This is a genomic window from Salmonella sp. SAL00670 (assembly GCF_046552235.1).
GTDB lineage: Bacteria > Pseudomonadota > Gammaproteobacteria > Enterobacterales > Enterobacteriaceae > Salmonella > Salmonella enterica.
The window spans coordinates 893,986-916,450 of the sequence record NZ_JBGDUO010000001.1; the positions used below are offsets into that span (position 1 = coordinate 893,986).

Genomic DNA, 22,465 nt, shown 5'->3' on the forward strand with positions numbered 1-22,465 from the left:
CTACAGGCGGTGCTCTTTTGTCACAAGAAGGCCTCTATCCGGAGGCCTTCTTTTTTTCTACTCTTCACCCTTCTTCTGGCTCAGACCATATTCACGCAGCTTATTGGCAATCGCGGTATGCGATACCCCCAACCGTTTCGCCAGTTTACGCGTACTCGGATAGCTACGATAAAGCTGAGTAAGGACAGAACGTTCAAAACGACTGGTAATGTCATCCAGCGAACCTTCCATCGCATCCTCGCCGACTGCCACCGTCGCGGCATCGTAGTCAGGCAGCAGGATATCCTGCGGACGCAGCTCATACCCTTCCAGTTGCGTCAGCGCCCGGTATATCGCATTTTTAAGCTGGCGAACGTTACCCGGCCAGCCGTAACGAGTGAGGACCGTACTCAGATCGGCAGACAGTTTCGGTCGCGGAACGCCCTGTTCGTCGGCAAAACGCGCCACGAACAGTTCGGTCAACGGCATAATATCCTGCGGGCAATCGCGCAACGGCGGCAAATTAAGCGTCAGAACGTTAAGTCGATAATAGAGATCTTCGCGGAACAGTCCTTTTTGCACCAGCTCCACCAGATTTTTCTGCGTGGCGCAGATAACGCGGACATCAACATGAATTTCGTGATCTTCGCCGACGCGACGGAACGTACCATCGTTGAGAAAACGCAGCAGCTTCGCCTGCATACGCGGCGACATTTCGCCAATTTCATCCAGCAGCACCGAACCGCCATTCGCCTGTTCAAAAAAGCCTTTTTTACCTTCCGGCGCATGGCCAAATAGTTCGCTTTCTACCGCATCTTCCGGGATTGAAGCGCAGTTGAGCGCCAGATACGGTTTCGCTGAACGAGGGCTTGCCTGGTGACAGGCATAGGCGAAAAGATCTTTGCCGGTTCCCGTATCGCCGGTAATCAGCAGCGGCGCGCTGAGCATCGCCAGTTTGCGCGCCTGCTCAACGACGTGCTTCATCTTTGCGCTCACGGCAATAATCTGACTAAACGCGCTCAGATCCTGCGTGGACAAATTCTGTAGCTGCTGCCCCATACGAATCGTGGAACGCAACATCACGACCGCCCCGGTCAACACGTATTCGTCATTTTCGTTTTGTAAATGTACCGGCGTAATCTCCATCAGGAAGTTTTGCCCGTTGATCACGACATGTTCGTTATGGGAGCTTTGCGGGTTACCGTCCAGCCAGCGCTGAAAATTGAAGCCGTTGATTAATTGTGCGGCGGTATGGTGCCGCATTCGCTCCTGGCTCTGGGCAAAAAGCTGACAACTCGCCGGGTTCGCCATCTCCACTTTACTCTTCATATCCAATGAGAGCACCGGCTCCGGCAACGCCTCAAGCAGCGCGCTCAGGGCCAGATGTTCACGTTCGGACGGCATCCAGGGAACGGTACGGACATCCGTTACGCCGGAAATACGGCGGATTTCGGCCATCAGGCTGCTGAAGTCGGTGAATTCCAGCTCAGCAAAATTAAGATAAATTCGCCCAATGGGATCAATCTCGATTCCGCGTAAATCAATGCTACGTAACACCAGTAAATCAAGTAATTCGCGGGTCAGACCAAGTCGGTCTTCACAAAAGACTTCCAGACGCATGGGAACCTTCACCTGAATAATGAACCATTAAATAGATGATAAGCCACTATTCGGCTGGCAGGAAGGATTCTGTCAACAAATATTGACAGCATGACGGAAAAACGGGCGCTGCGGCGTAAAGCCAGGCAATCAGCGCCCTGTGGAAGGTCATTTCTCCGGCGACGACTTACTCTTTTGCAGGGTCTCTTTTAGCTGACCGATAAGCTGACGACGAAAATCACCGAGACGTGGTTTATCGTTGTCGATCCACGGCAATGGCCGACATAGCTCCATCGCTTTTATTCCCAGTCGAGCGGTAAGGAGGCCTGCGCCAATCCCCTGCGCCGCGCGCGTAGACAGGCGTGCGGCCAGATCCTGAGACATCCAGTCCATACCGACTTCACGTACCAGCTCACTGGCCCCCGCGAACGCGATATTTAGCAACACCAGACGGAACAGACGAAGGCGGCTGTAATAACCAAGTTCAATGCCATACAGCGTTGCGATACGGTTAATCAGGCGTAAATTACGCCAGGCAATAAACGCCATATCCACCAACGCTAACGGGCTGACGGCGATCATCAGAGTCGATTCCGCGGCGAAACGGCTAATCTCACGTCGCGCCTGCGCGTCAAGTACCGGCTGTACCAGATTCGCATACAAACCGACGATTTCCCTGTCGTTTTGCGTTTCGTGAATAGCGGCATACCAACGTTGTAATGCCGGATGTGATTGATCAATCCCCGCCTGCTGCGCCAGTTTTTCGCAAAATGCGCGACCTTTCCCGACGCTATGGCTATGTAACAGTTCACGCGCCTCATCGCGCTCATGCGCCCGCTGGCGCAAGCGCCATAATCGCCGCCACTCCGTGACCACCGATCCCACGCCAGCGCCAATGATCAGCGCGCCTGCGGCACAGCCGCCTAAAGCGACCCAGTCCTGAGTTTGCCAGGCATTCATTGTCCACTGTACGCCTTGCCCGACCACGCTCGCGCCAAACAGCGCCAGCCCTCCCATCACCATTTTACGCCACAGACTGCGTTTGGGGCGCAGCGCGGCATCGACCGCCGCTTCTGCCACGCCTTCGTCTTCCGGGCGCTCATCGATAGCTGCAGGCGCAAATGTACGCGACTCCGCTTCGCTAAAAGTTTGCTGCGCTTTGAAGGCCGACGTAGGTTCCTCCTTTAGCGGTTCTGCAAAATCAATACGCGGTTTTAACGGTTCGCTCATCGCAGCTTATCTCCTATTAAAAACTCCAGCGCAGCGTCCAGACGAATATGTGGTAACGGTTTATCAACATCCATCACCTGCGGACGAAAGGCTTCGAACTGAAAACCCTGACTATCCCAAAACGCTTGTCCCGGCAAACGCGAAGGCACTTCGCCGGGGTACACGGTTAACGGCGCGCCGTCACTCAAACGGTTTCCACGTAAAGCCGGGATTTTTTCACCGTTGACCTCAATCACGCCGCTGGTGGTCGCCTGTACCGACGCCAGCCCCAGGCAATCCATACTAATGCCTTCAAACGCGGCATTTTGCCAGGCATCCTGAATAAGCTGCTGGAGCAAGGCCACCATATTGGCATGTTGGTCGAGGGTGACATGGTCGGCTTTCGTCGCGGCGAACAGCAATTTATCAATCACCGGCGAAAACAGGCGGCGAAACAGAGTCCGCTGGCCATAGTGAAAACTTTGCATCAACTGCGTTAAGGCGAGACGCATATCATTAAACGCCTGCGGCCCGCTATTAAGCGGTTGCAGACAGTCGACCAGCACAATCTGGCGATCAAAGCGTAGAAAATGATTTTTGTAGAACCCCTTGACCACTTTTTCGCAATAGTAGTTAAAGCGTTCGCGCAGCATTCCAGCGTTGGTCTGTTTATCCGCCTGCGCCAGTTTTGACTCGCCGAAGGCGTCCACATCCGGCCACGGGAAAAACTGCAACGCTGGCGCGCCCGCCATATCGCCCGGCAAAACAAACCGTCCAGGCTGAATAAAATGCAATCCCTGCGATTTACACTGATGCAAATAATCCGTCCAGGCGGCGGCAATCTCCGCCAGCCGATTTTCATCGGCGGGCGCCAGCGGATCGAGTCCGTCGCATAGTTGCCGCCATTTTGCGGCCCACTCAGCGCGTTGCCCTTGTAACAAGCCGTTCATCTGACGGGACCAGCTTAAATAATCCTGAGCCAGCATGGGCAGATCGAGTAACCATTCCCCTGGATAGTCCACAATCTCCAGATACAATGTCGAGGTATCTTTAAAATGGCGCAGCAGCGAGTCGTTGGAGCGATAGCGCAACGCCAGCCGAATCTCACTCACGCCGCGCGTCGGTGTGGGCCATGCGGGAGGATTGCCATAAAGCTGAAGTATCCCCTCGTCGTAGGTAAAACGGGGAATACCAAAATCACGTTGAGGCACGCGCTTTACGCCAAGCAGGCGTTCTTCGCGTACCGCGCTGAGCAACGGTAAGCGCGCGCCCGCGTGGACATTAAGCAACTGGTTAACCATCGCCGTGATAAACGCTGTTTTACCGCTGCGGCTCAACCCGGTTACGGCAAGACGCAAATGCCTGTCTACCCCACGATTGACCAGCGCGTTGAGTTCAGTTTTAAGTCGCTTCATTGACATCCTGTTGAGCCTGAAGAGAAGAAAAAATAATAACGAGCCTGCGTTATAGATATGTGCAAAAACGTTATTATCAACTACCCGGAGAGATCAACAACGGCGCATTAAGCGCCGCGGTTAGTATGAGTATTGAGCAATAGATTATCTATTTTTTTACTTTCGGCATATCAAGACGACTGATACCGCCCATATTCATCGCGTGCGTATACCCCATATCAAGCAACATTTGTTTTGCCATGCCCGACTGTCGTCCGGAGTTGCAATATAACTTTACCGTATCGTTCCTGTCTGGAACTACCGTTTCGATATGAGATTTAATCTCCTGCAATGGGATATTAATCGCGCCCTGAATATGCTCTCGCTGATATTGTTCCGGAATGCGGACATCTATCCAGTATTCTGCGGCATAAAGCGGCATGGCTATGAATAACGCTAACGCAAATATTCCTTTTTTCAACATACTTCCGTCCTGACACGTAATGTATTTCGCACACACTATACGCCAGAGCTTAACGAAATATTATGACCAGACTCGCTATTTGTAACGCCGCGAAATTTTATTCGCCGCCTTACGAAGTACTGGCTCCAGCGCAAACGCCAGCAACATTTTTAGCGGACGACGGGCGACGGATTTTACCGCCCATCCCGCCACGCCGGCAGGCCCGTAGCGTAACGCGGTCAACAGAACCAGCTTACCTGCTATTTTGAAGCCGGGCTTCACCTTCTGCCCGACGCGTTGCCAGCGAGTATTCATCTTCACCTTCCCGATATAACACTTAAAGTTGACGGAAACGACTACGCAGTGTGAACGTATCTGACGTGACGTAGCGTTCCATTTCTCGCAAACGCTTTTCGCCTGCGGCAAGCTCTCTGTCTACGGTATCCAGCAGTTCGCCGCTGGTCGGCTGCGGTTTGCCTGCGGCCAGATTATCCGGCATAGGGTCCAGTACAAAAGACAGAACGATATAGGCCACTACGGTAAAAAACGCCAGCCCAAAGAAAATCGACAGCACGACCAGAATACGCACCAGTTTTACCGGTACATCAAGGTAGTCGGCGATCCCGGCGCAAACGCCACGCACCATGCCCTTTTGCGGCATACGCCATAGTTTTTTATTCAGATTGATTCCACCCATTAGCGCTCTCTCCAGTTCGGATGCTCTGCATCAAGAATGTCTTCCAGCGCCTGAATGCGCTCGCGCATACGTTGCGCGTCGTCTGTGAGTTGCAGTAAGCGTTGCTGCTCGCTTTGCGACAGTTCTCCCCGACCGGCGCGGTTGCTGTAATGCAGCCACAGCCAAATCGGTAACACAAACAACACAAAAATGGTTAACGGGATGGCCAGAAATAGCGCGCTCATGCGTTCTCCTTACACCTAAAGCTGATGAGCGACGGCGCGTATCGGCGCCGCCATTGTCATTATTGATTATCTTGCTTCATTTTGGCTTTCAACTGCGCCAGCTGCTCGCTGATTTCATCATCGGCTTTCAGGTTGGCAAACTGTTGGTCCAGCGATTGCTGCTTACCAAAACGATGGCTTTCCGCTTCCGCTTCCATTTGATCGATACGACGTTCAAAGGATTCAAACCGCGCCATGGCTTCATCCAGTTTGCCGCTGTCAAGCTGACGACGGACATCGCGGGAAGAACTCGCCGCCTGATGACGCAGCATCAGCGCCTGCTGGCGAGCGCGTGTTTCGCTGAGTTTGTTTTCCAGCTCGCCAATCTCTTTCTTCATGCGCGCCAGCGTGTCATCCACCAGCGTGACTTCCTGTTCAAGCGTAGCAATTAAATCGGTCAGCTTTTGTTTTTCAATCAATGCGGCGCGCGCCAGATCGTCTTTATCTTTGCGCAGAGCCAGTTCCGCTTTTTCCTGCCACTCGGTCTGCTGAGTCGTGGCCTGTTCAATACGACGGGATAACTGTTTCTTTTCCGCTAAAGCACGCGCGGAGTTCGAGCGAACCTCCACCAGCGTATCTTCCATCTCCTGAATCATCAGGCGCACCAGCTTCTGCGGATCTTCCGCTTTTTCCAACAACGCATTGATATTGGCGTTCACGATGTCGGCAAAACGAGAAAAAATACCCATAATTCAATCCTCACATAATGTTCTGATAACGGGCGATGCCCTGCTACATGATTAATACAATTTTCGTGCCAACTTTTCATATCACTGATAATAAAGAAATTGTTTCGTTTTACCTCGCCAGCAAAAAAGGATAAAGTGGTGAAAAACACTAACAAGTGGCGATTTTCATCATGGCTGAATTTAAAGATAACCTGCTCGGCGAGGCAAACCGTTTTCTTGAAGTACTGGAACAAGTCTCCCGGCTCGCGCCGCTGGATAAGCCAGTGCTGATTATTGGCGAACGCGGGACGGGTAAAGAACTTATCGCCAATCGCCTGCACTATCTCTCTTCACGCTGGCAGGGGCCGCTTATCTCGCTTAACTGCGCGGCGCTTAACGAAAACCTGCTGGACTCCGAACTGTTTGGTCATGAAGCGGGTGCTTTTACCGGGGCGCAAAAACGCCATCCCGGTCGCTTTGAACGCGCCGATGGCGGCACGCTGTTTTTGGATGAACTGGCGACAGCGCCGATGCTGGTACAGGAAAAGCTGCTGCGGGTGATTGAATATGGCGAGCTAGAGCGCGTCGGCGGCAGCCAGCCGTTACAGGTTAATGTGCGATTAGTATGCGCCACTAATGCCGATTTACCCGCCATGGTGAAGGAAGGGACATTTCGTGCCGATCTGCTCGACAGGCTGGCTTTTGATGTTGTACAACTGCCGCCGCTGCGCGAACGCCAGAGCGATATTATGCTGATGGCCGAGCATTTTGCTATTCAGATGTGTCGTGAGCTACGTCTGCCCTTATTTCCCGGTTTTACCGATCGGGCAAAAGAAACGTTGTTGCATTACGCCTGGCCGGGTAATGTCCGCGAGCTGAAAAACGTAGTCGAACGTTCAGTGTATCGCCACGGCAGCAGTGAACATCCTTTGGATGAAATTGTTATCGATCCTTTTCAACGCCATCCCGCCGAACCGCCCACGCCCGCCCTGCCAGCGGCATCCGCCACGCCTGACCTGCCGCTCAAATTACGTGAGTTTCAACTGCAACAGGAAAAAGCGCTGCTGCAACGTAGCTTACAGCAGGCGAAATTTAACCAGAAACGAGCCGCCGATTTGCTGGCGCTCACCTACCACCAGTTTCGCGCCTTGCTTAAAAAGCATCAGCTTTAGCTATTTCTCCGGCTAATTGACGACATTTACGCCAGTTATCCACCGACATTTTTACGTGGCGGGCCGAAGTGCGATACACTTTGCAAATTGAACTTCAAAAACTTAACTATTATGCGCCTGGTTTTATCGTCTCTGATCGTGATAGCGGGTCTACTAAGTAGTCAGGCTACGGCTGCGGCTGCGCCCGAACAAACTGCGAGTGCAGATATTCGCGATAGCGGCTTTGTGTATTGTGTCAGCGGGCAGGTCAACACCTTTAATCCGCAAAAAGCGAGCAGCGGCCTTATCGTCGATACCCTGGCAGCCCAGTTATATGACCGCCTGTTGGATGTCGATCCCTATACTTATCGTTTAGTCCCAGAGCTGGCAGAAAGCTGGGAAGTGCTGGATAACGGGGCAACGTACCGTTTTCACCTGCGCCGCGACGTTTCCTTTCAAAAAACCGCCTGGTTTACGCCGACCCGAAAACTCAATGCTGATGATGTCGTCTTTACCTTTCAGCGGATTTTTGATCGTCGGCATCCGTGGCATAACATCAACGGCAGTAGCTTCCCCTACTTTGATAGCCTACAGTTCGCCGACAATGTAAAAAGCGTGCGTAAGCTGGACAATAACACCGTTGAGTTTCGCCTGACGCAGCCAGACGCCTCCTTTTTATGGCATCTGGCTACACACTACGCTTCCGTCATGTCCGCTGAGTACGCCGCGCAGCTTAGCCGAAAAGATCGTCAGGAACTGCTAGACCGCCAACCGGTCGGCACCGGGCCTTTCCAGCTTTCGGAGTACCGTGCCGGACAGTTTATTCGTCTCCAGCGCCACGATGGGTTTTGGCGCGGCAAACCGCTGATGCCGCAAGTGGTAGTGGATTTAGGCTCCGGCGGTACCGGGCGTTTATCGAAATTACTGACCGGTGAATGCGATGTTCTGGCCTGGCCCGCCGCCAGCCAGCTAACTATTTTACGCGACGATCCGCGTTTGCGCCTGACGTTGCGCCCGGGGATGAATATCGCCTATCTGGCCTTTAACACCGATAAGCCGCCGTTGAATAATCCCGCAGTGCGCCATGCGCTGGCCTTATCGATCAACAACCAGCGTCTGATGCAGTCGATTTATTACGGCACGGCGGAAACCGCAGCCTCCATTTTACCGAGAGCCTCATGGGCTTACGATAACGATGCCAAAATTACGGAGTACAATCCGGAAAAATCGCGCGAACAGCTAAAAGCGCTGGGCATTGAGAATCTTACGCTGCATCTCTGGGTGCCGACCAGTTCTCAGGCCTGGAACCCAAGTCCGCTAAAAACGGCGGAGCTTATTCAGGCGGATATGGCGCAGGTTGGCGTAAAAGTGGTCATTGTGCCGGTTGAAGGTCGTTTTCAGGAGGCGCGCCTGATGGATATGAATCACGATCTGACCTTATCCGGCTGGGCCACGGACAGCAACGATCCGGATAGCTTTTTCAGACCGCTGTTAAGCTGTGCGGCCATCAATTCGCAAACCAATTTCGCCCACTGGTGTAACCCTGAATTTGACAGCGTGCTGCGTAAGGCACTGTCGTCGCAGCAGTTGGCTTCGCGCATAGAAGCGTATGAGGAAGCGCAGAATATCCTGGAGAAAGAGCTGCCGATACTGCCGCTGGCATCATCACTACGCCTGCAGGCTTACCGCTACGATATTAAAGGGCTGGTGTTAAGCCCGTTCGGCAATGCGTCTTTTGCCGGCGTCTCCCGCGAAAAACACGAAGAGGTGAAAAAACCATGATTATCTTCACCCTGCGTCGGTTATTGCTGTTGCTGGTGACGCTCTTCTTCCTGACCTTTATCGGCTTTAGCCTGAGCTATTTTACGCCGCATGCGCCGCTACAAGGCGCATCATTATGGAATGCCTGGGTTTTCTGGTTCAACGGTCTGCTGCACTGGGACTTTGGCGTGTCCAGCATTAACGGCCAGCTGATCTCCGAACAGCTTAAAGAGGTGTTTCCCGCCACGATGGAGCTGTGCATTCTCGCCTTTGGTTTTGCGCTGATGGTCGGCATCCCGGTCGGGATGCTGGCGGGCGTGACGCGTAGCAAATGGCCGGATCGTTTTATCAGCGCGCTGGCACTATTAGGTTTCTCAATTCCGGTTTTCTGGCTGGCGCTTCTGCTCACACTGTTCTTTTCGCTCACGCTGGGGTGGCTGCCGGTATCCGGGCGATTTGACCTGCTTTATGAAGTTAAACCGGTTACCGGTTTCGCCATCATTGACGCCTGGATTTCAGATTCGCCATGGCGTGATGAAATGGTGATGAGCGCCATACGGCATATGGTTTTACCGGTGCTCACGCTCTCCGTCGCGCCGACCACAGAAGTGATCCGCCTGATGCGAATCAGCACTATTGAGGTCTACGATCAGAACTACGTTAAAGCGGCGGCCACGCGCGGCTTATCGCGCTTTACGATTTTACGCCGTCACGTGTTGCATAATGCGCTGCCGCCGGTCATTCCCCGTCTTGGTCTGCAGTTTTCAACCATGTTAACGCTGGCGATGATTACCGAAATGGTTTTCAGCTGGCCAGGGCTGGGACGATGGTTAATTCACGCCATTCGTCAGCAGGACTATGCCGCTATTTCCGCTGGCGTGATGGTCATTGGGTCGCTGGTTATTGTGGTCAATGTGATTTCCGATATTTTGGGTGCTATGGCTAACCCTCTGAAACATAAGGAATGGTATGCCTTACGATAGCGTATACAGCGAAAAGCGCCCGCCAGGCACCCTGCGCACTGCCTGGCGTAAATTTTATAGCGACGCGCCTGCGATGGTAGGTCTGTATGGATGCGCCGGTCTGGCGTTGCTGTGTATTTTTGGCGGCTGGATCGCGCCCTATGGTATCGATCAGCAATTTCTGGGCTATCAGCTACTGCCACCCTCCTGGTCACGCTATGGCGAAGTCTCCTTTTTTCTGGGGACTGACGATCTGGGGCGCGATGTGCTGAGCCGCCTGTTAAGCGGCGCGGCGCCCACGGTCGGCGGCGCGTTTATCGTAACGCTGGCGGCTACGCTATGTGGATTAGTCCTCGGCGTAGTGGCAGGCGCGACGCACGGTTTACGCTCTGCCGTGCTGAACCATATTCTGGACACGCTGCTTTCCATCCCTTCGCTCTTGCTGGCGATTATCGTCGTGGCATTTGCCGGCCCACATCTGTCACACGCGATGTTTGCCGTCTGGCTGGCCCTGTTGCCGCGAATGGTACGTTCCGTCTACAGCATGGTGCATGATGAACTGGAAAAAGAGTACGTCATTGCCGCCCGTCTGGATGGCGCGACAACGCTGAATATTCTGTGGTTCGCCATTTTACCGAATATTACCGCCGGTCTGGTCACCGAAATTACCCGGGCGCTGTCGATGGCGATTCTGGACATCGCCGCGCTGGGATTTTTAGATCTCGGCGCGCAGCTTCCCTCTCCTGAATGGGGCGCCATGTTGGGGGATGCGCTGGAGCTAATCTATGTCGCGCCGTGGACCGTTATGCTACCCGGCGCGGCGATAACGCTCAGTGTTTTACTGGTAAACCTGCTCGGAGATGGGATTCGTCGTGCGATTATTGCGGGGGTGGAATAATGCCGTTACTGGATATCCGCAATCTCACCATTGAATTTAAAACCAGCGAAGGTTGGGTAAAAGCGGTCGATCGCGTCAGTATGACATTAAGCGAAGGTGAAATTCGCGGCCTGGTAGGTGAATCGGGTTCCGGAAAGAGCTTGATTGCTAAAGCTATTTGCGGCGTCGCGAAAGACAACTGGCGAGTCACTGCCGACCGTATGCGTTTTGATGATATCGATCTGCTGCGCCTCTCCTCACGTGAACGGCGTAAGCTGGTCGGACATAATGTGTCGATGATCTTCCAGGAGCCGCAGTCGTGCCTTGATCCTTCCGAACGCGTCGGCCGCCAGTTAATGCAAAATATTCCCGCCTGGACCTATAAAGGCCGCTGGTGGCAGCGTTTAGGCTGGCGTAAACGGCGTGCAATTGAATTACTGCACCGGGTGGGAATTAAAGATCATAAAGACGCGATGCGCAGTTTTCCCTATGAACTGACCGATGGTGAGTGTCAGAAAGTTATGATCGCTATCGCGCTGGCGAATCAACCGCGACTCCTGATCGCTGATGAACCCACCAACTCAATGGAACCAACGACGCAGGCGCAAATTTTTCGCCTGCTGACCCGACTGAATCAAAACAGTAATACCACCATTCTGTTGATTAGCCACGACCTGCAAATGCTGAGTCAGTGGGCTGATAAAATCAACGTTTTATACTGCGGCCAGACGGTAGAAACCGCGCCAAGTAAAGATCTGGTGACGACGCCACATCATCCTTATACGCAGGCGCTTATCCGCGCGATTCCGGATTTTGGCAGCGCGATGCCGCATAAAAGCCGTCTGAATACGCTGCCAGGCGCGATCCCGCTACTGGAGCAGTTACCGATAGGTTGTCGTCTGGGGCCACGCTGCCCTTACGCGCAACGAGAATGCATTATCACGCCACGCTTAACCGGCGCGAAAAATCATCTCTATGCCTGTCATTTTCCGCTGAATATGGAGAGAGAGTGATATGGTGGAAACTCTGCTTGAAGTGCGCAACCTGAGTAAAACCTTTCGCTACCGGACAGGATGGTTTCGTCGCCAGACCGTCGACGCCGTGAAACCATTAAGCTTTACGCTTCGTGAGCGTCAGACCCTGGCCATTATCGGCGAAAACGGTTCCGGCAAATCCACGCTGGCGAAGATGCTGGCCGGCATGATTGAACCCACCAGCGGCGAGCTTCTTATTGACGATCATCCCCTGCATTACGGCGACTATTCGTTTCGAAGCCAACGTATTCGAATGATTTTTCAGGACCCCTCAACGTCACTGAATCCACGTCAACGTATTTCGCAGATCCTTGACTTCCCCCTGCGCCTTAATACCGATCTGGAGCCGGAACAGCGGCGCAAACAGATTGTCGAGACGATGCGTATGGTGGGGCTATTGCCCGATCACGTAAGCTACTACCCGCATATGCTGGCGCCGGGGCAGAAACAGCGTCTGGGCCTGGCCCGCGCGCTGATTTTACGCCCTAAAGTCATTATCGCGGACGAAGCGCTGGCTTCGCTTGATATGTCCATGCGCTCGCAGCTCATCAATCTGATGCTTGAATTGCAGGAAAAGCAAGGCATCTCCTATATCTATGTCACGCAGCATATCGGCATGATGAAGCATATTAGCGATCAGGTATTAGTGATGCATCAGGGGGAAGTGGTTGAACGCGGCAGCACCGCCGATGTGCTCGCCTCTCCGCTACATGAGCTTACCCGCCGTTTAATCGCAGGCCATTTTGGCGAGGCGCTGACCGCTGACGCATGGCGAAAGGATCGCTAAGCGAAACAAATACCCTCAGTTCGATTCTCTGAGGGTGTTCATGCGACTGCCCAACAGCAATGTTTCAACCTCTTCTAACGCAACGGAAGGAAATAACGTGCCCTGGGTTGCCCAAATGCCTGCCGTTTTTAACACCGGCAAATAGCGTGTGTTTTCCTGGCCCCCCACCACGATCTTGTCACAATAACGCCGGATATGTTTGACAAGCAGCGGAAACGTCATTTTTTCAATTTGTGAGACAAAAAAGCTGCGATCAAGTTTTACGCCGCTAAAACACCCGCAAACTAATGGCGCAGCAGTTGCATTCCCTACGCCCAGGTCGCCCAGCCATAATGGATTAGGTTGCTTATGAAGCGCGTGTATTAAAGGATCGATTAAGGCGTTATCTTGACATGAAAAATGTTCAGCGACCTGCAGCTCCACAAATAGCATGGCGTGTAGTAATGCGCGAATATCTTTATCCTGAAGGACAAGCTGCGCCATACCCCGATCAATATTTACGATACAGAATAGGCCGTGGCGTAGAAACCAGCCATGTTTGGCCGCGATTGTCCGCAACAGATCAAGCAGAAAACGGCGCTTCTGCGAATTGTCCCATGACGAGATAACAAACTCAGGGTGTAGCGGACGAGCGGGCGACGATGCAAAATGGGTAATAATTTCGACACCCAGTAAATCCCCCTCCATTGCCCTTATCGGCTCTGCCATAAAAAAATAGCGCATGTGACCACTCCACTTGATCTTAACTCCCTGATAATGCGCTTTTAACGCAAATCAATCAATAAAAACGATCAATATATAAAAAATGATCGAAAAAAACAATATATGTTAACTTCATGATAACTTGCTAATTTTATGTTTTGAGAATGTTCTTCTATTGCTATAAGGAAATTTACATACTACGCCGAACAACGCTAATACGACGGCATGAGACCATCCGTAAAGCCAGGTTTTTCTTGTCAGGCAGAGGGGAAAAATCAAGGCGAGTTAATGTTGTTACACCATTGCGAGGCATTTCACCCACTATGGCAGCGCGGCATCGCCAACCCTAGTGGCGAGTTGCATCTCCGCTACAGGCTGTCCAGATCCCCCGAACGACCTTTAAGCGAATAGCAACTCTCAATAATTGATCGGTAAATCTGTAGCGAATGTGCCCCCGGCGATTCGCAGAAAAGAACGGAACTAAATGCTATTTTTTTAATTCATCCTTTAATACCTTAGCCACAAGAGTCCCTTCCTCCGGCGCGGCTAGTTTAAAACGTCTTCCTGGCGCAGGTGCCTGTTCTTCCTCTCCGATTAACTCATCAAGTTCTGTAATAAGTGACTTATAATATTCAATATCTTCAGTATTTCCTTCGGTCTCGGACTGCTTTAATTTTACCAGGTAACGGGCCTTAATTTGCTCTTCCAGTTGCCTTGTTGCAAGAGAAACGCTTCGCTGTTGCCGGGATTCTTGTGACAGCACGATTTGATCGCCATCGACAAAGAAAAGTACCCCCTCTTTAATCAGAATATTACCTACGTTATCTATATCATGCATATAAACCCCCCGGGATTCAAGAAGCGCCTCCGCCATTCGATAGTTATCTTCATCTTCAATATCGAACTCCTGACCTTGAATATATTTTGAAACTAAAACTGTAACGTCTTTACCATTAATATTCATGGAGGCCGAACGAGAAAAATTCTTGTCGTCATTGGCCATATTCAAATACTTACTGACACGATCAGGATGACAATTACGATGCTCCGGAGAGTTAACATCCACTTTTATTCCCCGCTCATTAATTGGAATCTTAACAACAAACTCATCATTTAACAGATAGACTGTCCCATAACTTCCGCTACCTATTTTATTTTTTTCAATATCACGCATGCGAATATTTTTCTGAAACTCCGGCGAGTTAATAAACGCCTCTATTGCCGCTGGTTGTGATGCATCCGTCTGATCAATAGCGCCGCTCTCATCACCAGACGCCGTGGCGGGCGTGGTCAGGAAGTCTATCAAACGTTGCTCAAAAGCCTCATAGATTCCATTACTACCTGCCTCGCTCGGCGGTAGATTATCATTACCCAAAGCGGCAAGCGTAATTTCCCCGTTATTATAATTAAACATCGTTTCTTTTAAAAAATCGACGCAACGTTCAGAACACTCCGTCTCGGTCACTAATACTCCGTCGTAAAACATCTGTAGTAGTAACATATTTTCTTGATGTGCTAATACCTCTACAGTGTATTTATCCATTGTTTCAGGCCTGGAGACATCAATAAGTTTAATATATCCAAGAAGGGGGCGCCATCGTGTACAGTCTTCATCTCGCTTCGAAAATGGTCCTGGAGAGAAAGGCCCTTTAATATCGGGATGCTCTTTTTTTTGGCACAGCAGATTATAGATTTCTCTATAATCAGAAATTAAACTTCGCCTGGTAAATATATTCCTGAAAAAATCTATAAATTTCTCACACGTTGAAAAAACATGCTCTCTTTTATTATCGATGATATCTCTTAAATACCTTTCTGATATCTGGCAACTATGATTTCCGATCTGAAATGTAAACGGCATATGTCTCATCCTCTGAAAATTTATTATAATATACATGCAAACATATAAAAACCTGATTTGTAACTACTGTAATCACCTGATTTCCAAAATTTTTCATATTCAGTATTACTCTGCATCAATAAATAGAGAAAACCTTCAGCACCTAAAAAAGAAATTATTTTTGTTAAGCATTTGCTGGTTAAAATTACATGTCCATAACATCGCTAATAGGTGAGGTAAACCATTTGGATGAATATTCAGGCTTCCTACAGAACCTTTATTTGTCTGGTGGAAAGCGCATCGCTATCGTACTTGCTGTCCGTCCCGGTGTCTCTGGTTGGATGAGGCGAACCTTACACCAGCTGGTATACTGCACCGTAGGGCCTGTCCCATTAGACTCTTTGATTTGCCAGTTTGGCCCCGGGGAGTGCTCAAAATCCTCAGGGACTTCGTTACCGTGTGGTTTTAGAACGTCACCTGCCGGTGATAGCGGCGGAAAAATAGCGTGACACACGGGGCCAGGAGTGGGATATAATTTCAGACTAATTTCGAATAATGTTGAAAAGTTGCTGTTAACCATTGTTCGTAAAAGCAAAAAATAAGCAATGACTATAAGGATTAAAGCTATGGGTTTTCTTTCCGGTAAGCGCATTCTGGTCACTGGCGTGGCCAGTAAACTGTCCATCGCCTACGGTATCGCACAGGCGATGCACCGCGAAGGAGCTGAACTGGCGTTCACCTACCAGAACGACAAACTGAAAGGCCGTGTAGAAGAATTTGCTGCCCAGCTGGGTTCCAGCATCGTTTTACCGTGTGATGTCGCTGAAGATGCCAGCATTGACGCTATGTTTGCAGAGCTGGGTAACGTTTGGCCGAAATTTGACGGTTTTGTACACTCGATCGGTTTCGCGCCTGGCGATCAGCTGGACGGCGATTATGTTAATGCGGTTACCCGCGAAGGCTTTAAAATCGCTCACGATATTAGCTCTTACAGCTTTGTTGCCATGGCGAAAGCCTGCCGCACCATGCTGAATCCGGGTTCTGCGCTGTTGACCTTGTCTTATCTGGGAGCGGAGCGCGCCATCCCGAACTACAATGTCATGGGTCTGGCGAAAGCCTCTCTGGAAGCCAACGTGCGTTATATGGCAAACGCTATGGGACCGGAAGGGGTTCGCGTCAACGCCATCTCTGCGGGTCCAATCCGCACGCTGGCGGCGTCCGGTATTAAAGACTTCCGTAAAATGCTGGCGCATTGTGAAGCCGTTACGCCAATTCGTCGCACCGTGACCATTGAAGATGTGGGTAACTCAGCGGCGTTTCTGTGTTCCGATCTCTCGGCAGGCATTTCTGGCGAAGTCGTCCATGTTGACGGCGGGTTCAGCATTGCGGCAATGAATGAACTGGAACTGAAGTAAGCGCATTAAGTTTATTAGCGGGCGGCACGGCTGTGCTGCCCCATTCCCCTCACTCACCGCTCATCTCGTTATATAGCGTTCTGATATTTGTTATCACCTAACAATCTTTCATCCCTTTCCCGCATACGCCAGGATAATCCAGCATAAACGATCCGACGCCGAATCATTATCGATCGCCATTTCATCCTCGGGAAACCCTATGGAACAATGCCGAAAAGCGGGTAAAAGCCACTGGTATCATGAAACACAATCCACTATGTCGTCACAACCCCCGCTTTCGCTGATGCCGGAAGCCGCGTATGTTAACGATCGTTTTTTACTGGATTTAACGGTATCAGAAACCGCGTTGACGCCTTTTGAGTCATGGTTAAAGCCCGCTCGCCAGTTGGCGGATGTCTTATTTCCCCGCACGGTTCTCAACGACCGGCTTCATACGTTTAGCGCCTATGAACGTATGAGCACCGCGCTGACCGCCGCTCAGGTATTTGGGGTTCAGCGTTTGTGCCGCCATTATGCCGCGCGTCTGGCGCCGCTACCTGGCCCTGACGCCTCAAGAGAGAGCAATCAACGGCTGGCGCAAATTACGCAATACGCTCGTCAGCTTGCCGGCTCCCCCTCCGTTATCAATACGCGAGCCCGCGAACAGCTTGCAGAGGTGGGATTAACCGCCCGGGATACCGTACTCATCAATCAGATCATTGGGTTTATCGGTTTTCAGGCGCGGGTAGCGGCGATATTTCAGGCGTTTTGCCGTCTGCCCGTGCGCGAACTGCCCGGCCAGGAGATGCAGCGCTTTGCCAGGGCCGCGCGGTTTCAAAACCCCCAGACGATATGGCGGCCCGCCGCCAGTCTGGTAGAATATCCTCCAGCCCATACCAAAGTTCGGCGGCAATATTCGTCTTCACAATGCCAAATGATGGCGCCGGTACTCATGCGCGATCCGTCTTCATTCGCGTTACTCGAACGCATACTGACCAGCACATTACACACTGCATCGCCCCCTTCTTTACTTCCACTTATCACGCTCCTCACATCACGTATCAACGGCAGCGCCGCCTGCTTTAACGAACAGGCAACCCAACCTGGCGCGTGGCGTCGCGCTGTCATCACGTTACGCCAGGAAGACGACGACATCGCTCGTTGGGAACTTGAGCCTGCGCTGACACAGGCGATACAATGGCTCACCAGAGCGCCCGATCGCTTTAGCGCCGCGCATTTTTTCCCGCTACTCACCAGGGGAGTTTCATCGGAGCAGGCCATTAATATGTTAGGCTGGTGCGGCGTGTGCGGATGGTTAAATCGTTTAAAAATCGCGTTGGGCGAAACCTATTAACTCATCCATTACTGAAAGAGCGCTTGCTGCGCCAGGCAGAATCGCGTAAAACTGTCAGCCGCTCTTTTGGCTACGAAAATAGACGAATATGTTTCAGGACAACCCGCTGCTAGCGCAGCTTAAACAGCAACTGCATTCCCAGACGCCGCGCGCTGAAGGGGTCGTAAAAGCCACGGAAAAAGGCTTTGGCTTCCTTGAGGTTGACGCGCAAAAAAGCTACTTCATTCCTCCGCCGCAGATGAAAAAAGTGATGCATGGCGATCGTATCGTCGCGGTCATCCACACGGAAAAAGAACGTGAGTCTGCCGAGCCGGAAGAACTGATCGAACCGTTCCTGACGCGTTTTGTGGGAAAAGTTCAGGGTAAAAATGACCGCCTGTCCATCGTGCCGGATCATCCGTTGCTGAAAGACGCGATTCCCTGCCGCGCCGCGCGCGGCGTTCAGCATGAGTTCAAAGAAGGTGACTGGGCGGTTGCCGAAATGCGCCGCCATCCGCTTAAAGGCGACCGTTCGTTTTACGCCGATTTAACGCAGTACATCACCTTTGCCGACGATCACTTTGTTCCCTGGTGGGTTACGCTTGCCCGCCACAACCTGGAAAAAGAAGCGCCGAACGGCGTAGCGACGGAGATGCTGGACGAAGGGCTGGAGCGCCAGGATCTGACCGCGCTGAATTTCGTCACTATCGATAGCGCCAGCACTGAAGATATGGATGACGCGCTTTACGCTGAGGAATTAGCGGACGGCAGACTCCAGCTTACGGTGGCTATCGCCGATCCTACCGCCTGGATTGCCGAAGGCAGTAAGCTGGATAACACAGCGAAAATTCGCGCCTTCACCAACTACCTGCCGGGCTTCAATATTCCTATGCTGCCGCGTGAGCTGTCTGACGATCTGTGTTCGCTGCGCGCCAACGAAGTGCGTCCGGCGCTCGCCTGTCGCATGATCATCGCCGCGGACGGCACCATTGACGATGATATCGCCTTTTTTGCGGCCACCATCGAATCGAAGGCCAAGCTGGCGTACGACAATGTCTCCGACTGGCTGGAAAATAACGGCACCTGGCAGCCGGAGAACGAAGACATTGCCCAGCAGATTCGTCTGTTGCACCGTATTTGTCTAAGCCGCAGTGAGTGGCGTCATCATCATGCGTTAGTCTTTAAAGACCGCCCGGATTACCGCTTTGTGCTTGGCGAAAAAGGCGAAGTACTGGATATTGTGGCGGAACCGCGCCGTATCGCTAACCGTATCGTAGAAGAGTCGATGATCGCCGCTAACCTTTGCGCCGCGCGCGTACTGCGCGATAAGCTCGGTTTCGGTATTTACAACGTACATACGGGCTTCGATCCCGCGAATGCCGACGCGCTGGCCGCGCTGCTGAAAACGCATGGTCTGCATGTCGATGCCGAAGAGGTGCTGACGCTGGAAGGCTTCTGTAAACTGCGTCGCGAACTGGATGCGCAGCCCTCCGGTTTCCTTGACAGCCGCATTCGTCGCTTCCAGTCTTTTGCGGAAATCAGCACCGAGCCGGGGCCGCATTTCGGTCTTGGCCTTGAGGCTTACGCCACCTGGACTTCTCCCATCCGTAAGTATGGCGATATGATTAACCATCGCCTGCTGAAAGCGGTCATCAAGGGGGAAGCTATTGCGCGTCCGCAGGAAGATATCACCCAACAAATGGCGGAACGCCGTCGCCTGAACCGCATGGCGGAGCGCGATGTCGGCGACTGGTTATATGCACGCTTCCTTAACGATAAGGCGGGGACAAATACCCGTTTCGCGGCAGAAATTATTGACGTCAGCCGCGGTGGTATGCGCGTGCGACTGGTCGATAACGGCGCTATCGCCTTTATCCCTGCCCCGTTCCTGCACGCCGTTCGCGATGAACTGGTATGCAGCCAGGAAAACGGTACGGTACAGATTAAAGGTGAGACGGTTTATAAAGTGACGGATGTCATTGATGTCACTATTGCGGAAGTTCGCATGGAAACCCGCAGCATTATTGCCCGACCGGCAGCGTAACCACGCTTAGCTCGCTCAACGGCCTTTGCTGAGAAGGCAAAGGCCGTTTCTTTTCTTCTTCTCCCTTCCGTCATGCTCTAAGTTTAATCTTATTCAAGCGCCTCATTTCTTGTTATTTTTAGCTGGCGACTATGCTTTTTCCAGAATCTGGATTACATATGAATACATAGATAAAACAATACGTTCAGCCATAATTACCCTTATTTATAACATGGCTAACCTTTCTTTTCGGGCACCTGGCGCTTAAATGGGATGGTACGCATGATGAAACAGATTCAGGAACAAACGGCGCTAAATCCCCTTCACTCTCACTGGCGTCTGGCTGATGACCGCAACGTGCTGTATCTCTCCCCGACAGGTGAAACGGATACAGAAAAAACGGTCGAGCTATCGCCGGAACAAGCCGGGCGTATCCGGGAAATAACGGCGATTACGTCCAGTCTGCTGATAACGTTGTTGATAGAAAAACAGGTTACCGCTGTGCACCTGGTAGGCCGTAAGATTAATAACCGTGAATGGGCTGGCAGCCTGGCAACCTGGCCTGATACGCCTGCCGTCGCGCCAACGCAGGCGCAGGAACTCTCTTTTGCCGAGCAAATCGTATCAGAAGCCAACTCAGTCATTGCGATACTGGATAGTCGGGGAAAAATCTGTCGATTTAATCGGTTATGCGAAGAGTACACGGGCTTAAAAGAGCGAGATGTAATTGGTCAAAGCGTCTTTAAATTATTTATGAGTCGCCGGGAGGCGGTTGCCTCCCGGCACTACATTGAGAATTTTTTTCGCAATGTCAATGCCTATGAAATCGAACGCTGGATAAAGACTCGTAAAGGTCAACGCCTGTTCTTATTTCGTAATAAATTTGTCCATAACGGTAGCGGAAAAAACGAAATTTTCCTGATCTGCGCAGGCACGGATATCACCGAAGAAAGGCGGACTCAGGAGCGTTTACGCATACTGGCGAATACAGACACCGTCACCGGCCTGCCCAATCGCAATGCTATTCATGAATTTATTAATCATGCTATTGCCTCGGCTGGCGAGTCGCAGGTGGGTATCGTTTATCTCGATCTGGATAATTTCAAGAAAATTAATGACGCCTATGGGCATATGTTTGGCGATCAGCTCTTACAGGCCGTTTCGCTGGCGCTGTTGAGTTGTCTGGAGGAAGATCAATTGCTGGCCAGACTGGGGGGAGATGAATTCATTGTCCTCGCTGCCCATACGTCTCAGGCCGCGCTGGAAGCAGTAGCCTCACGAATCCTTACCCGTCTGCGGCAACCGTTTCGTATTGGACTCATTGAAGTTTACACGGGATGCGCCATTGGCATTTCGTTGGCCCCCCGGCACGGACAGGACAGCGAAAGTCTCATTCGCACTGCCGACACCGCAATGTATAACGCCAAAGAAGGCGGCCGCGGTCAGTTCTGCGTTTTTTCGCCGGAAATGAATCAGCGCGTATTTGACTATCACTGGCTGGATACAAACCTGCGAAAAGCGCTGGAAAACGACCAGTTACTTATTCACTATCAGCCCAAAATTACCTGGCGCGGCGAAGTACGTAGCCTGGAAGCGCTGGTACGCTGGCAATCGCCGGAACGCGGATTAATTCCGCCGCTGGAGTTCATCTCATACGCCGAAGAGTCAGGACTCATCGTCCCGCTGGGCCGCTGGGTGATTCTGGATGTAGTTCGCCAGATTGCGAAATGGCGCGATAAGGGGATTAACTTGCGCGTAGCCGTTAACTTTTCGGCGCGACAACTGGCCGACCAGACGCTTTTTACTGCGCTTAAACAGGCTTTGTACGATCTGAATTTTGAGTATTGCCCAATCGATGTCGAGCTAACGGAAAGCTGCCTGATCGAAAACGACACGCTGGCGCTATCGGTTATCCAGCAATTTAGTCAGCTCGGCGCCCAGATTCATCTGGATGATTTTGGCACAGGGTATTCTTCGCTTTCTCAACTCGCCCGGTTCCCTATTGATGCCGTTAAACTGGATCAGGCTTTCGTCAGAGATATCCATAAGCAACCGCTGTCGCAATCTCTGGTTAGGGCGATTGTCGCGGTGGCTCAGGCGCTAAATTTACAAGTGATTGCCGAAGGTGTAGAAAATGCTAAAGAAGATGCCTTCCTGACAAAAAACGGCGTCAATGAACGACAGGGCTTTTTATTCGCCAAACCTATGCCCGCCGTTTCTTTTGAACGCTGGTACAAACGTTATCAGACGAAAAAAATGCGTTAATGGCGACGATAATAGGGAGAACAGCCTGTGCAGACAGGCATAGCCCTATTTTTCCCTTCTCTTT

21 protein-coding genes and 1 pseudogene are annotated in these 22,465 nt (G+C 51.7%); 12 read left to right on the forward strand and 10 right to left on the reverse strand.

Going from position 1 to position 22,465, the window contains the following annotated elements:
- Nucleotides 1–57: 57 nt before the first annotated feature.
- From tyrR to pspA, 8 genes are all read right to left on the reverse strand, one after another.
- Nucleotides 58–1,599: a transcriptional regulator TyrR gene (tyrR, locus tag ACLJRS_RS04445; protein ID WP_001235493.1), complete on the reverse strand. Its 1,542-nt coding sequence runs from the start codon at nucleotides 1,597–1,599 to the stop codon at nucleotides 58–60.
- Nucleotides 1,600–1,746: 147 nt separating this feature from the next.
- Nucleotides 1,747–2,808 carry a YcjF family protein gene (locus ACLJRS_RS04450; protein ID WP_001294467.1) on the reverse strand — a complete coding sequence of 354 codons (1,062 nt, stop codon included), beginning with the start codon at nucleotides 2,806–2,808 and terminating at the stop codon, nucleotides 1,747–1,749.
- A complete protein-coding gene (locus ACLJRS_RS04455; RefSeq protein ID WP_000825860.1) occupies nucleotides 2,805–4,202 on the reverse strand; it encodes a YcjX family protein in 1,398 nt (465 codons plus the stop codon). Before ACLJRS_RS04455 ends, ACLJRS_RS04450 begins: the two co-directional genes overlap by 4 nt.
- A gap of 148 nt (nucleotides 4,203–4,350) precedes the next feature.
- Nucleotides 4,351–4,665 (reverse strand): thiosulfate sulfurtransferase PspE, encoded by a 315-nt coding sequence (gene pspE, locus ACLJRS_RS04460; protein WP_000913430.1) that lies wholly within the window; start codon nucleotides 4,663–4,665, stop codon nucleotides 4,351–4,353.
- A 75-nt stretch (nucleotides 4,666–4,740) separates the two neighbouring features.
- Nucleotides 4,741–4,959 (reverse strand): phage shock protein PspD, encoded by a 219-nt coding sequence (gene pspD, locus ACLJRS_RS04465; protein ID WP_001097611.1) that lies wholly within the window; start codon nucleotides 4,957–4,959, stop codon nucleotides 4,741–4,743.
- A gap of 22 nt (nucleotides 4,960–4,981) precedes the next feature.
- Complete coding sequence (pspC, locus tag ACLJRS_RS04470; protein ID WP_000508938.1) at nucleotides 4,982–5,341, reverse strand: envelope stress response membrane protein PspC; 360 nt, start codon at nucleotides 5,339–5,341, stop codon at nucleotides 4,982–4,984.
- Nucleotides 5,341–5,565 carry an envelope stress response membrane protein PspB gene (pspB, locus tag ACLJRS_RS04475; protein WP_001274953.1) on the reverse strand — a complete coding sequence of 75 codons (225 nt, stop codon included), beginning with the start codon at nucleotides 5,563–5,565 and terminating at the stop codon, nucleotides 5,341–5,343. The genes pspC and pspB overlap by 1 nt, the downstream gene beginning before the upstream one ends.
- A gap of 59 nt (nucleotides 5,566–5,624) precedes the next feature.
- The gene (pspA, locus tag ACLJRS_RS04480) at nucleotides 5,625–6,293 is read right to left on the reverse strand and encodes a phage shock protein PspA (RefSeq protein ID WP_000511006.1); all 669 of its coding nucleotides are present in this window, start codon (nucleotides 6,291–6,293) and stop codon (nucleotides 5,625–5,627) included.
- Nucleotides 6,294–6,463: 170 nt separating this feature from the next.
- Here pspA and pspF point away from each other — a divergent pair, with 170 nt between their 5' ends.
- The 6 genes from pspF to sapF all read left to right on the forward strand — a co-directional run bounded on the left by pspF (nucleotide 6,464) and on the right by sapF (nucleotide 12,844).
- Nucleotides 6,464–7,444, forward strand: a complete 981-nt coding sequence (gene pspF / locus ACLJRS_RS04485; protein ID WP_001669191.1) for a phage shock protein operon transcriptional activator — start codon at nucleotides 6,464–6,466, stop codon at nucleotides 7,442–7,444.
- A 111-nt stretch (nucleotides 7,445–7,555) separates the two neighbouring features.
- Nucleotides 7,556–9,205, forward strand: a complete 1,650-nt coding sequence (gene sapA, locus ACLJRS_RS04490; protein ID WP_001241620.1) for a peptide ABC transporter substrate-binding protein SapA — start codon at nucleotides 7,556–7,558, stop codon at nucleotides 9,203–9,205.
- Nucleotides 9,202–10,167, forward strand: a complete 966-nt coding sequence (sapB, locus tag ACLJRS_RS04495; RefSeq protein WP_000583298.1) for a peptide ABC transporter permease SapB — start codon at nucleotides 9,202–9,204, stop codon at nucleotides 10,165–10,167. The genes sapA and sapB overlap by 4 nt, the downstream gene beginning before the upstream one ends.
- Nucleotides 10,154–11,044, forward strand: a complete 891-nt coding sequence (sapC, locus tag ACLJRS_RS04500) for a peptide ABC transporter permease SapC (RefSeq protein WP_001146150.1) — start codon at nucleotides 10,154–10,156, stop codon at nucleotides 11,042–11,044. The genes sapB and sapC overlap by 14 nt, the downstream gene beginning before the upstream one ends.
- The gene (sapD, locus tag ACLJRS_RS04505) at nucleotides 11,044–12,036 is read left to right on the forward strand and encodes a peptide ABC transporter ATP-binding protein SapD (RefSeq protein WP_001128869.1); all 993 of its coding nucleotides are present in this window, start codon (nucleotides 11,044–11,046) and stop codon (nucleotides 12,034–12,036) included. The genes sapC and sapD overlap by 1 nt, the downstream gene beginning before the upstream one ends.
- 1 nt (nucleotide 12,037) lies before the next feature.
- Nucleotides 12,038–12,844, forward strand: a complete 807-nt coding sequence (sapF, locus tag ACLJRS_RS04510) for a peptide ABC transporter ATP-binding protein SapF (protein WP_000230462.1) — start codon at nucleotides 12,038–12,040, stop codon at nucleotides 12,842–12,844.
- Between the two features lie 15 nt (nucleotides 12,845–12,859).
- On the opposite strand, the gene ACLJRS_RS04515 is transcribed toward sapF, so the two are convergent.
- Nucleotides 12,860–13,567 (reverse strand): EAL domain-containing protein, encoded by a 708-nt coding sequence (locus ACLJRS_RS04515; RefSeq protein ID WP_001268395.1) that lies wholly within the window; start codon nucleotides 13,565–13,567, stop codon nucleotides 12,860–12,862.
- A 466-nt stretch (nucleotides 13,568–14,033) separates the two neighbouring features.
- The gene (gene steC, locus ACLJRS_RS04520) at nucleotides 14,034–15,407 is read right to left on the reverse strand and encodes an SPI-2 type III secretion system effector kinase SteC (protein WP_001116927.1); all 1,374 of its coding nucleotides are present in this window, start codon (nucleotides 15,405–15,407) and stop codon (nucleotides 14,034–14,036) included.
- A gap of 34 nt (nucleotides 15,408–15,441) precedes the next feature.
- Between steC and ACLJRS_RS04525 the strand changes: the two genes are divergently transcribed.
- The 6 genes and pseudogenes from ACLJRS_RS04525 to pdeR all read left to right on the forward strand — a co-directional run bounded on the left by ACLJRS_RS04525 (nucleotide 15,442) and on the right by pdeR (nucleotide 22,401).
- Nucleotides 15,442–15,621, forward strand: coding sequence for a hypothetical protein (locus tag ACLJRS_RS04525; protein WP_010989024.1), 180 nt, complete (start codon nucleotides 15,442–15,444; stop codon nucleotides 15,619–15,621).
- Nucleotides 15,596–15,895: a hypothetical protein gene (locus ACLJRS_RS04530; RefSeq protein ID WP_031604207.1), complete on the forward strand. Its 300-nt coding sequence runs from the start codon at nucleotides 15,596–15,598 to the stop codon at nucleotides 15,893–15,895. The genes ACLJRS_RS04525 and ACLJRS_RS04530 overlap by 26 nt, the downstream gene beginning before the upstream one ends.
- Nucleotides 15,896–16,012: 117 nt before the next feature.
- Entirely contained in the window at nucleotides 16,013–16,801 is a 789-nt protein-coding gene (gene fabI, locus ACLJRS_RS04535) for an enoyl-ACP reductase FabI (RefSeq protein WP_000506501.1), read from the forward strand.
- 199 nt (nucleotides 16,802–17,000) lie between these two features.
- A pseudogene (locus ACLJRS_RS04540) lies at nucleotides 17,001–17,978 on the forward strand (CMD domain-containing protein); the annotation flags it as partial.
- Between the two features lie 244 nt (nucleotides 17,979–18,222).
- A complete protein-coding gene (locus ACLJRS_RS04545; RefSeq protein ID WP_000485056.1) occupies nucleotides 18,223–20,157 on the forward strand; it encodes an exoribonuclease II in 1,935 nt (644 codons plus the stop codon).
- Nucleotides 20,158–20,418: 261 nt separating this feature from the next.
- Nucleotides 20,419–22,401, forward strand: coding sequence for a cyclic di-GMP phosphodiesterase (pdeR, locus tag ACLJRS_RS04550; RefSeq protein WP_001670746.1), 1,983 nt, complete (start codon nucleotides 20,419–20,421; stop codon nucleotides 22,399–22,401).
- Nucleotides 22,402–22,465: the final 64 nt, after the last annotated feature.

Excerpts from the sequence above, each read along its gene's own strand:
- tyrR (WP_001235493.1), bottom strand. The coding sequence starts at position 1,599 with ATGCGTCTGGAAGTCTTTTGTGAAGACCGACTTGGTCTGACCCGCGAA.
- ACLJRS_RS04450 (WP_001294467.1), bottom strand. The coding sequence starts at position 2,808 with ATGAGCGAACCGTTAAAACCGCGTATTGATTTTGCAGAACCGCTAAAG.
- ACLJRS_RS04455 (WP_000825860.1), bottom strand. The coding sequence starts at position 4,202 with ATGAAGCGACTTAAAACTGAACTCAACGCGCTGGTCAATCGTGGGGTA.
- pspE (WP_000913430.1), bottom strand. The coding sequence starts at position 4,665 with ATGTTGAAAAAAGGAATATTTGCGTTAGCGTTATTCATAGCCATGCCG.
- pspD (WP_001097611.1), bottom strand. The coding sequence starts at position 4,959 with ATGAATACTCGCTGGCAACGCGTCGGGCAGAAGGTGAAGCCCGGCTTC.
- pspC (WP_000508938.1), bottom strand. The coding sequence starts at position 5,341 with ATGGGTGGAATCAATCTGAATAAAAAACTATGGCGTATGCCGCAAAAG.
- pspB (WP_001274953.1), bottom strand. The coding sequence starts at position 5,565 with ATGAGCGCGCTATTTCTGGCCATCCCGTTAACCATTTTTGTGTTGTTT.
- pspA (WP_000511006.1), bottom strand. The coding sequence starts at position 6,293 with ATGGGTATTTTTTCTCGTTTTGCCGACATCGTGAACGCCAATATCAAT.
- pspF (WP_001669191.1), top strand. The coding sequence starts at position 6,464 with ATGGCTGAATTTAAAGATAACCTGCTCGGCGAGGCAAACCGTTTTCTT.
- sapA (WP_001241620.1), top strand. The coding sequence starts at position 7,556 with ATGCGCCTGGTTTTATCGTCTCTGATCGTGATAGCGGGTCTACTAAGT.
- sapB (WP_000583298.1), top strand. The coding sequence starts at position 9,202 with ATGATTATCTTCACCCTGCGTCGGTTATTGCTGTTGCTGGTGACGCTC.
- sapC (WP_001146150.1), top strand. The coding sequence starts at position 10,154 with ATGCCTTACGATAGCGTATACAGCGAAAAGCGCCCGCCAGGCACCCTG.
- sapD (WP_001128869.1), top strand. The coding sequence starts at position 11,044 with ATGCCGTTACTGGATATCCGCAATCTCACCATTGAATTTAAAACCAGC.
- sapF (WP_000230462.1), top strand. The coding sequence starts at position 12,038 with ATGGTGGAAACTCTGCTTGAAGTGCGCAACCTGAGTAAAACCTTTCGC.
- ACLJRS_RS04515 (WP_001268395.1), bottom strand. The coding sequence starts at position 13,567 with ATGCGCTATTTTTTTATGGCAGAGCCGATAAGGGCAATGGAGGGGGAT.
- steC (WP_001116927.1), bottom strand. The coding sequence starts at position 15,407 with ATGCCGTTTACATTTCAGATCGGAAATCATAGTTGCCAGATATCAGAA.
- ACLJRS_RS04525 (WP_010989024.1), top strand. The coding sequence starts at position 15,442 with ATGCAAACATATAAAAACCTGATTTGTAACTACTGTAATCACCTGATT.
- ACLJRS_RS04530 (WP_031604207.1), top strand. The coding sequence starts at position 15,596 with ATGTCCATAACATCGCTAATAGGTGAGGTAAACCATTTGGATGAATAT.
- fabI (WP_000506501.1), top strand. The coding sequence starts at position 16,013 with ATGGGTTTTCTTTCCGGTAAGCGCATTCTGGTCACTGGCGTGGCCAGT.
- ACLJRS_RS04545 (WP_000485056.1), top strand. The coding sequence starts at position 18,223 with ATGTTTCAGGACAACCCGCTGCTAGCGCAGCTTAAACAGCAACTGCAT.
- pdeR (WP_001670746.1), top strand. The coding sequence starts at position 20,419 with ATGATGAAACAGATTCAGGAACAAACGGCGCTAAATCCCCTTCACTCT.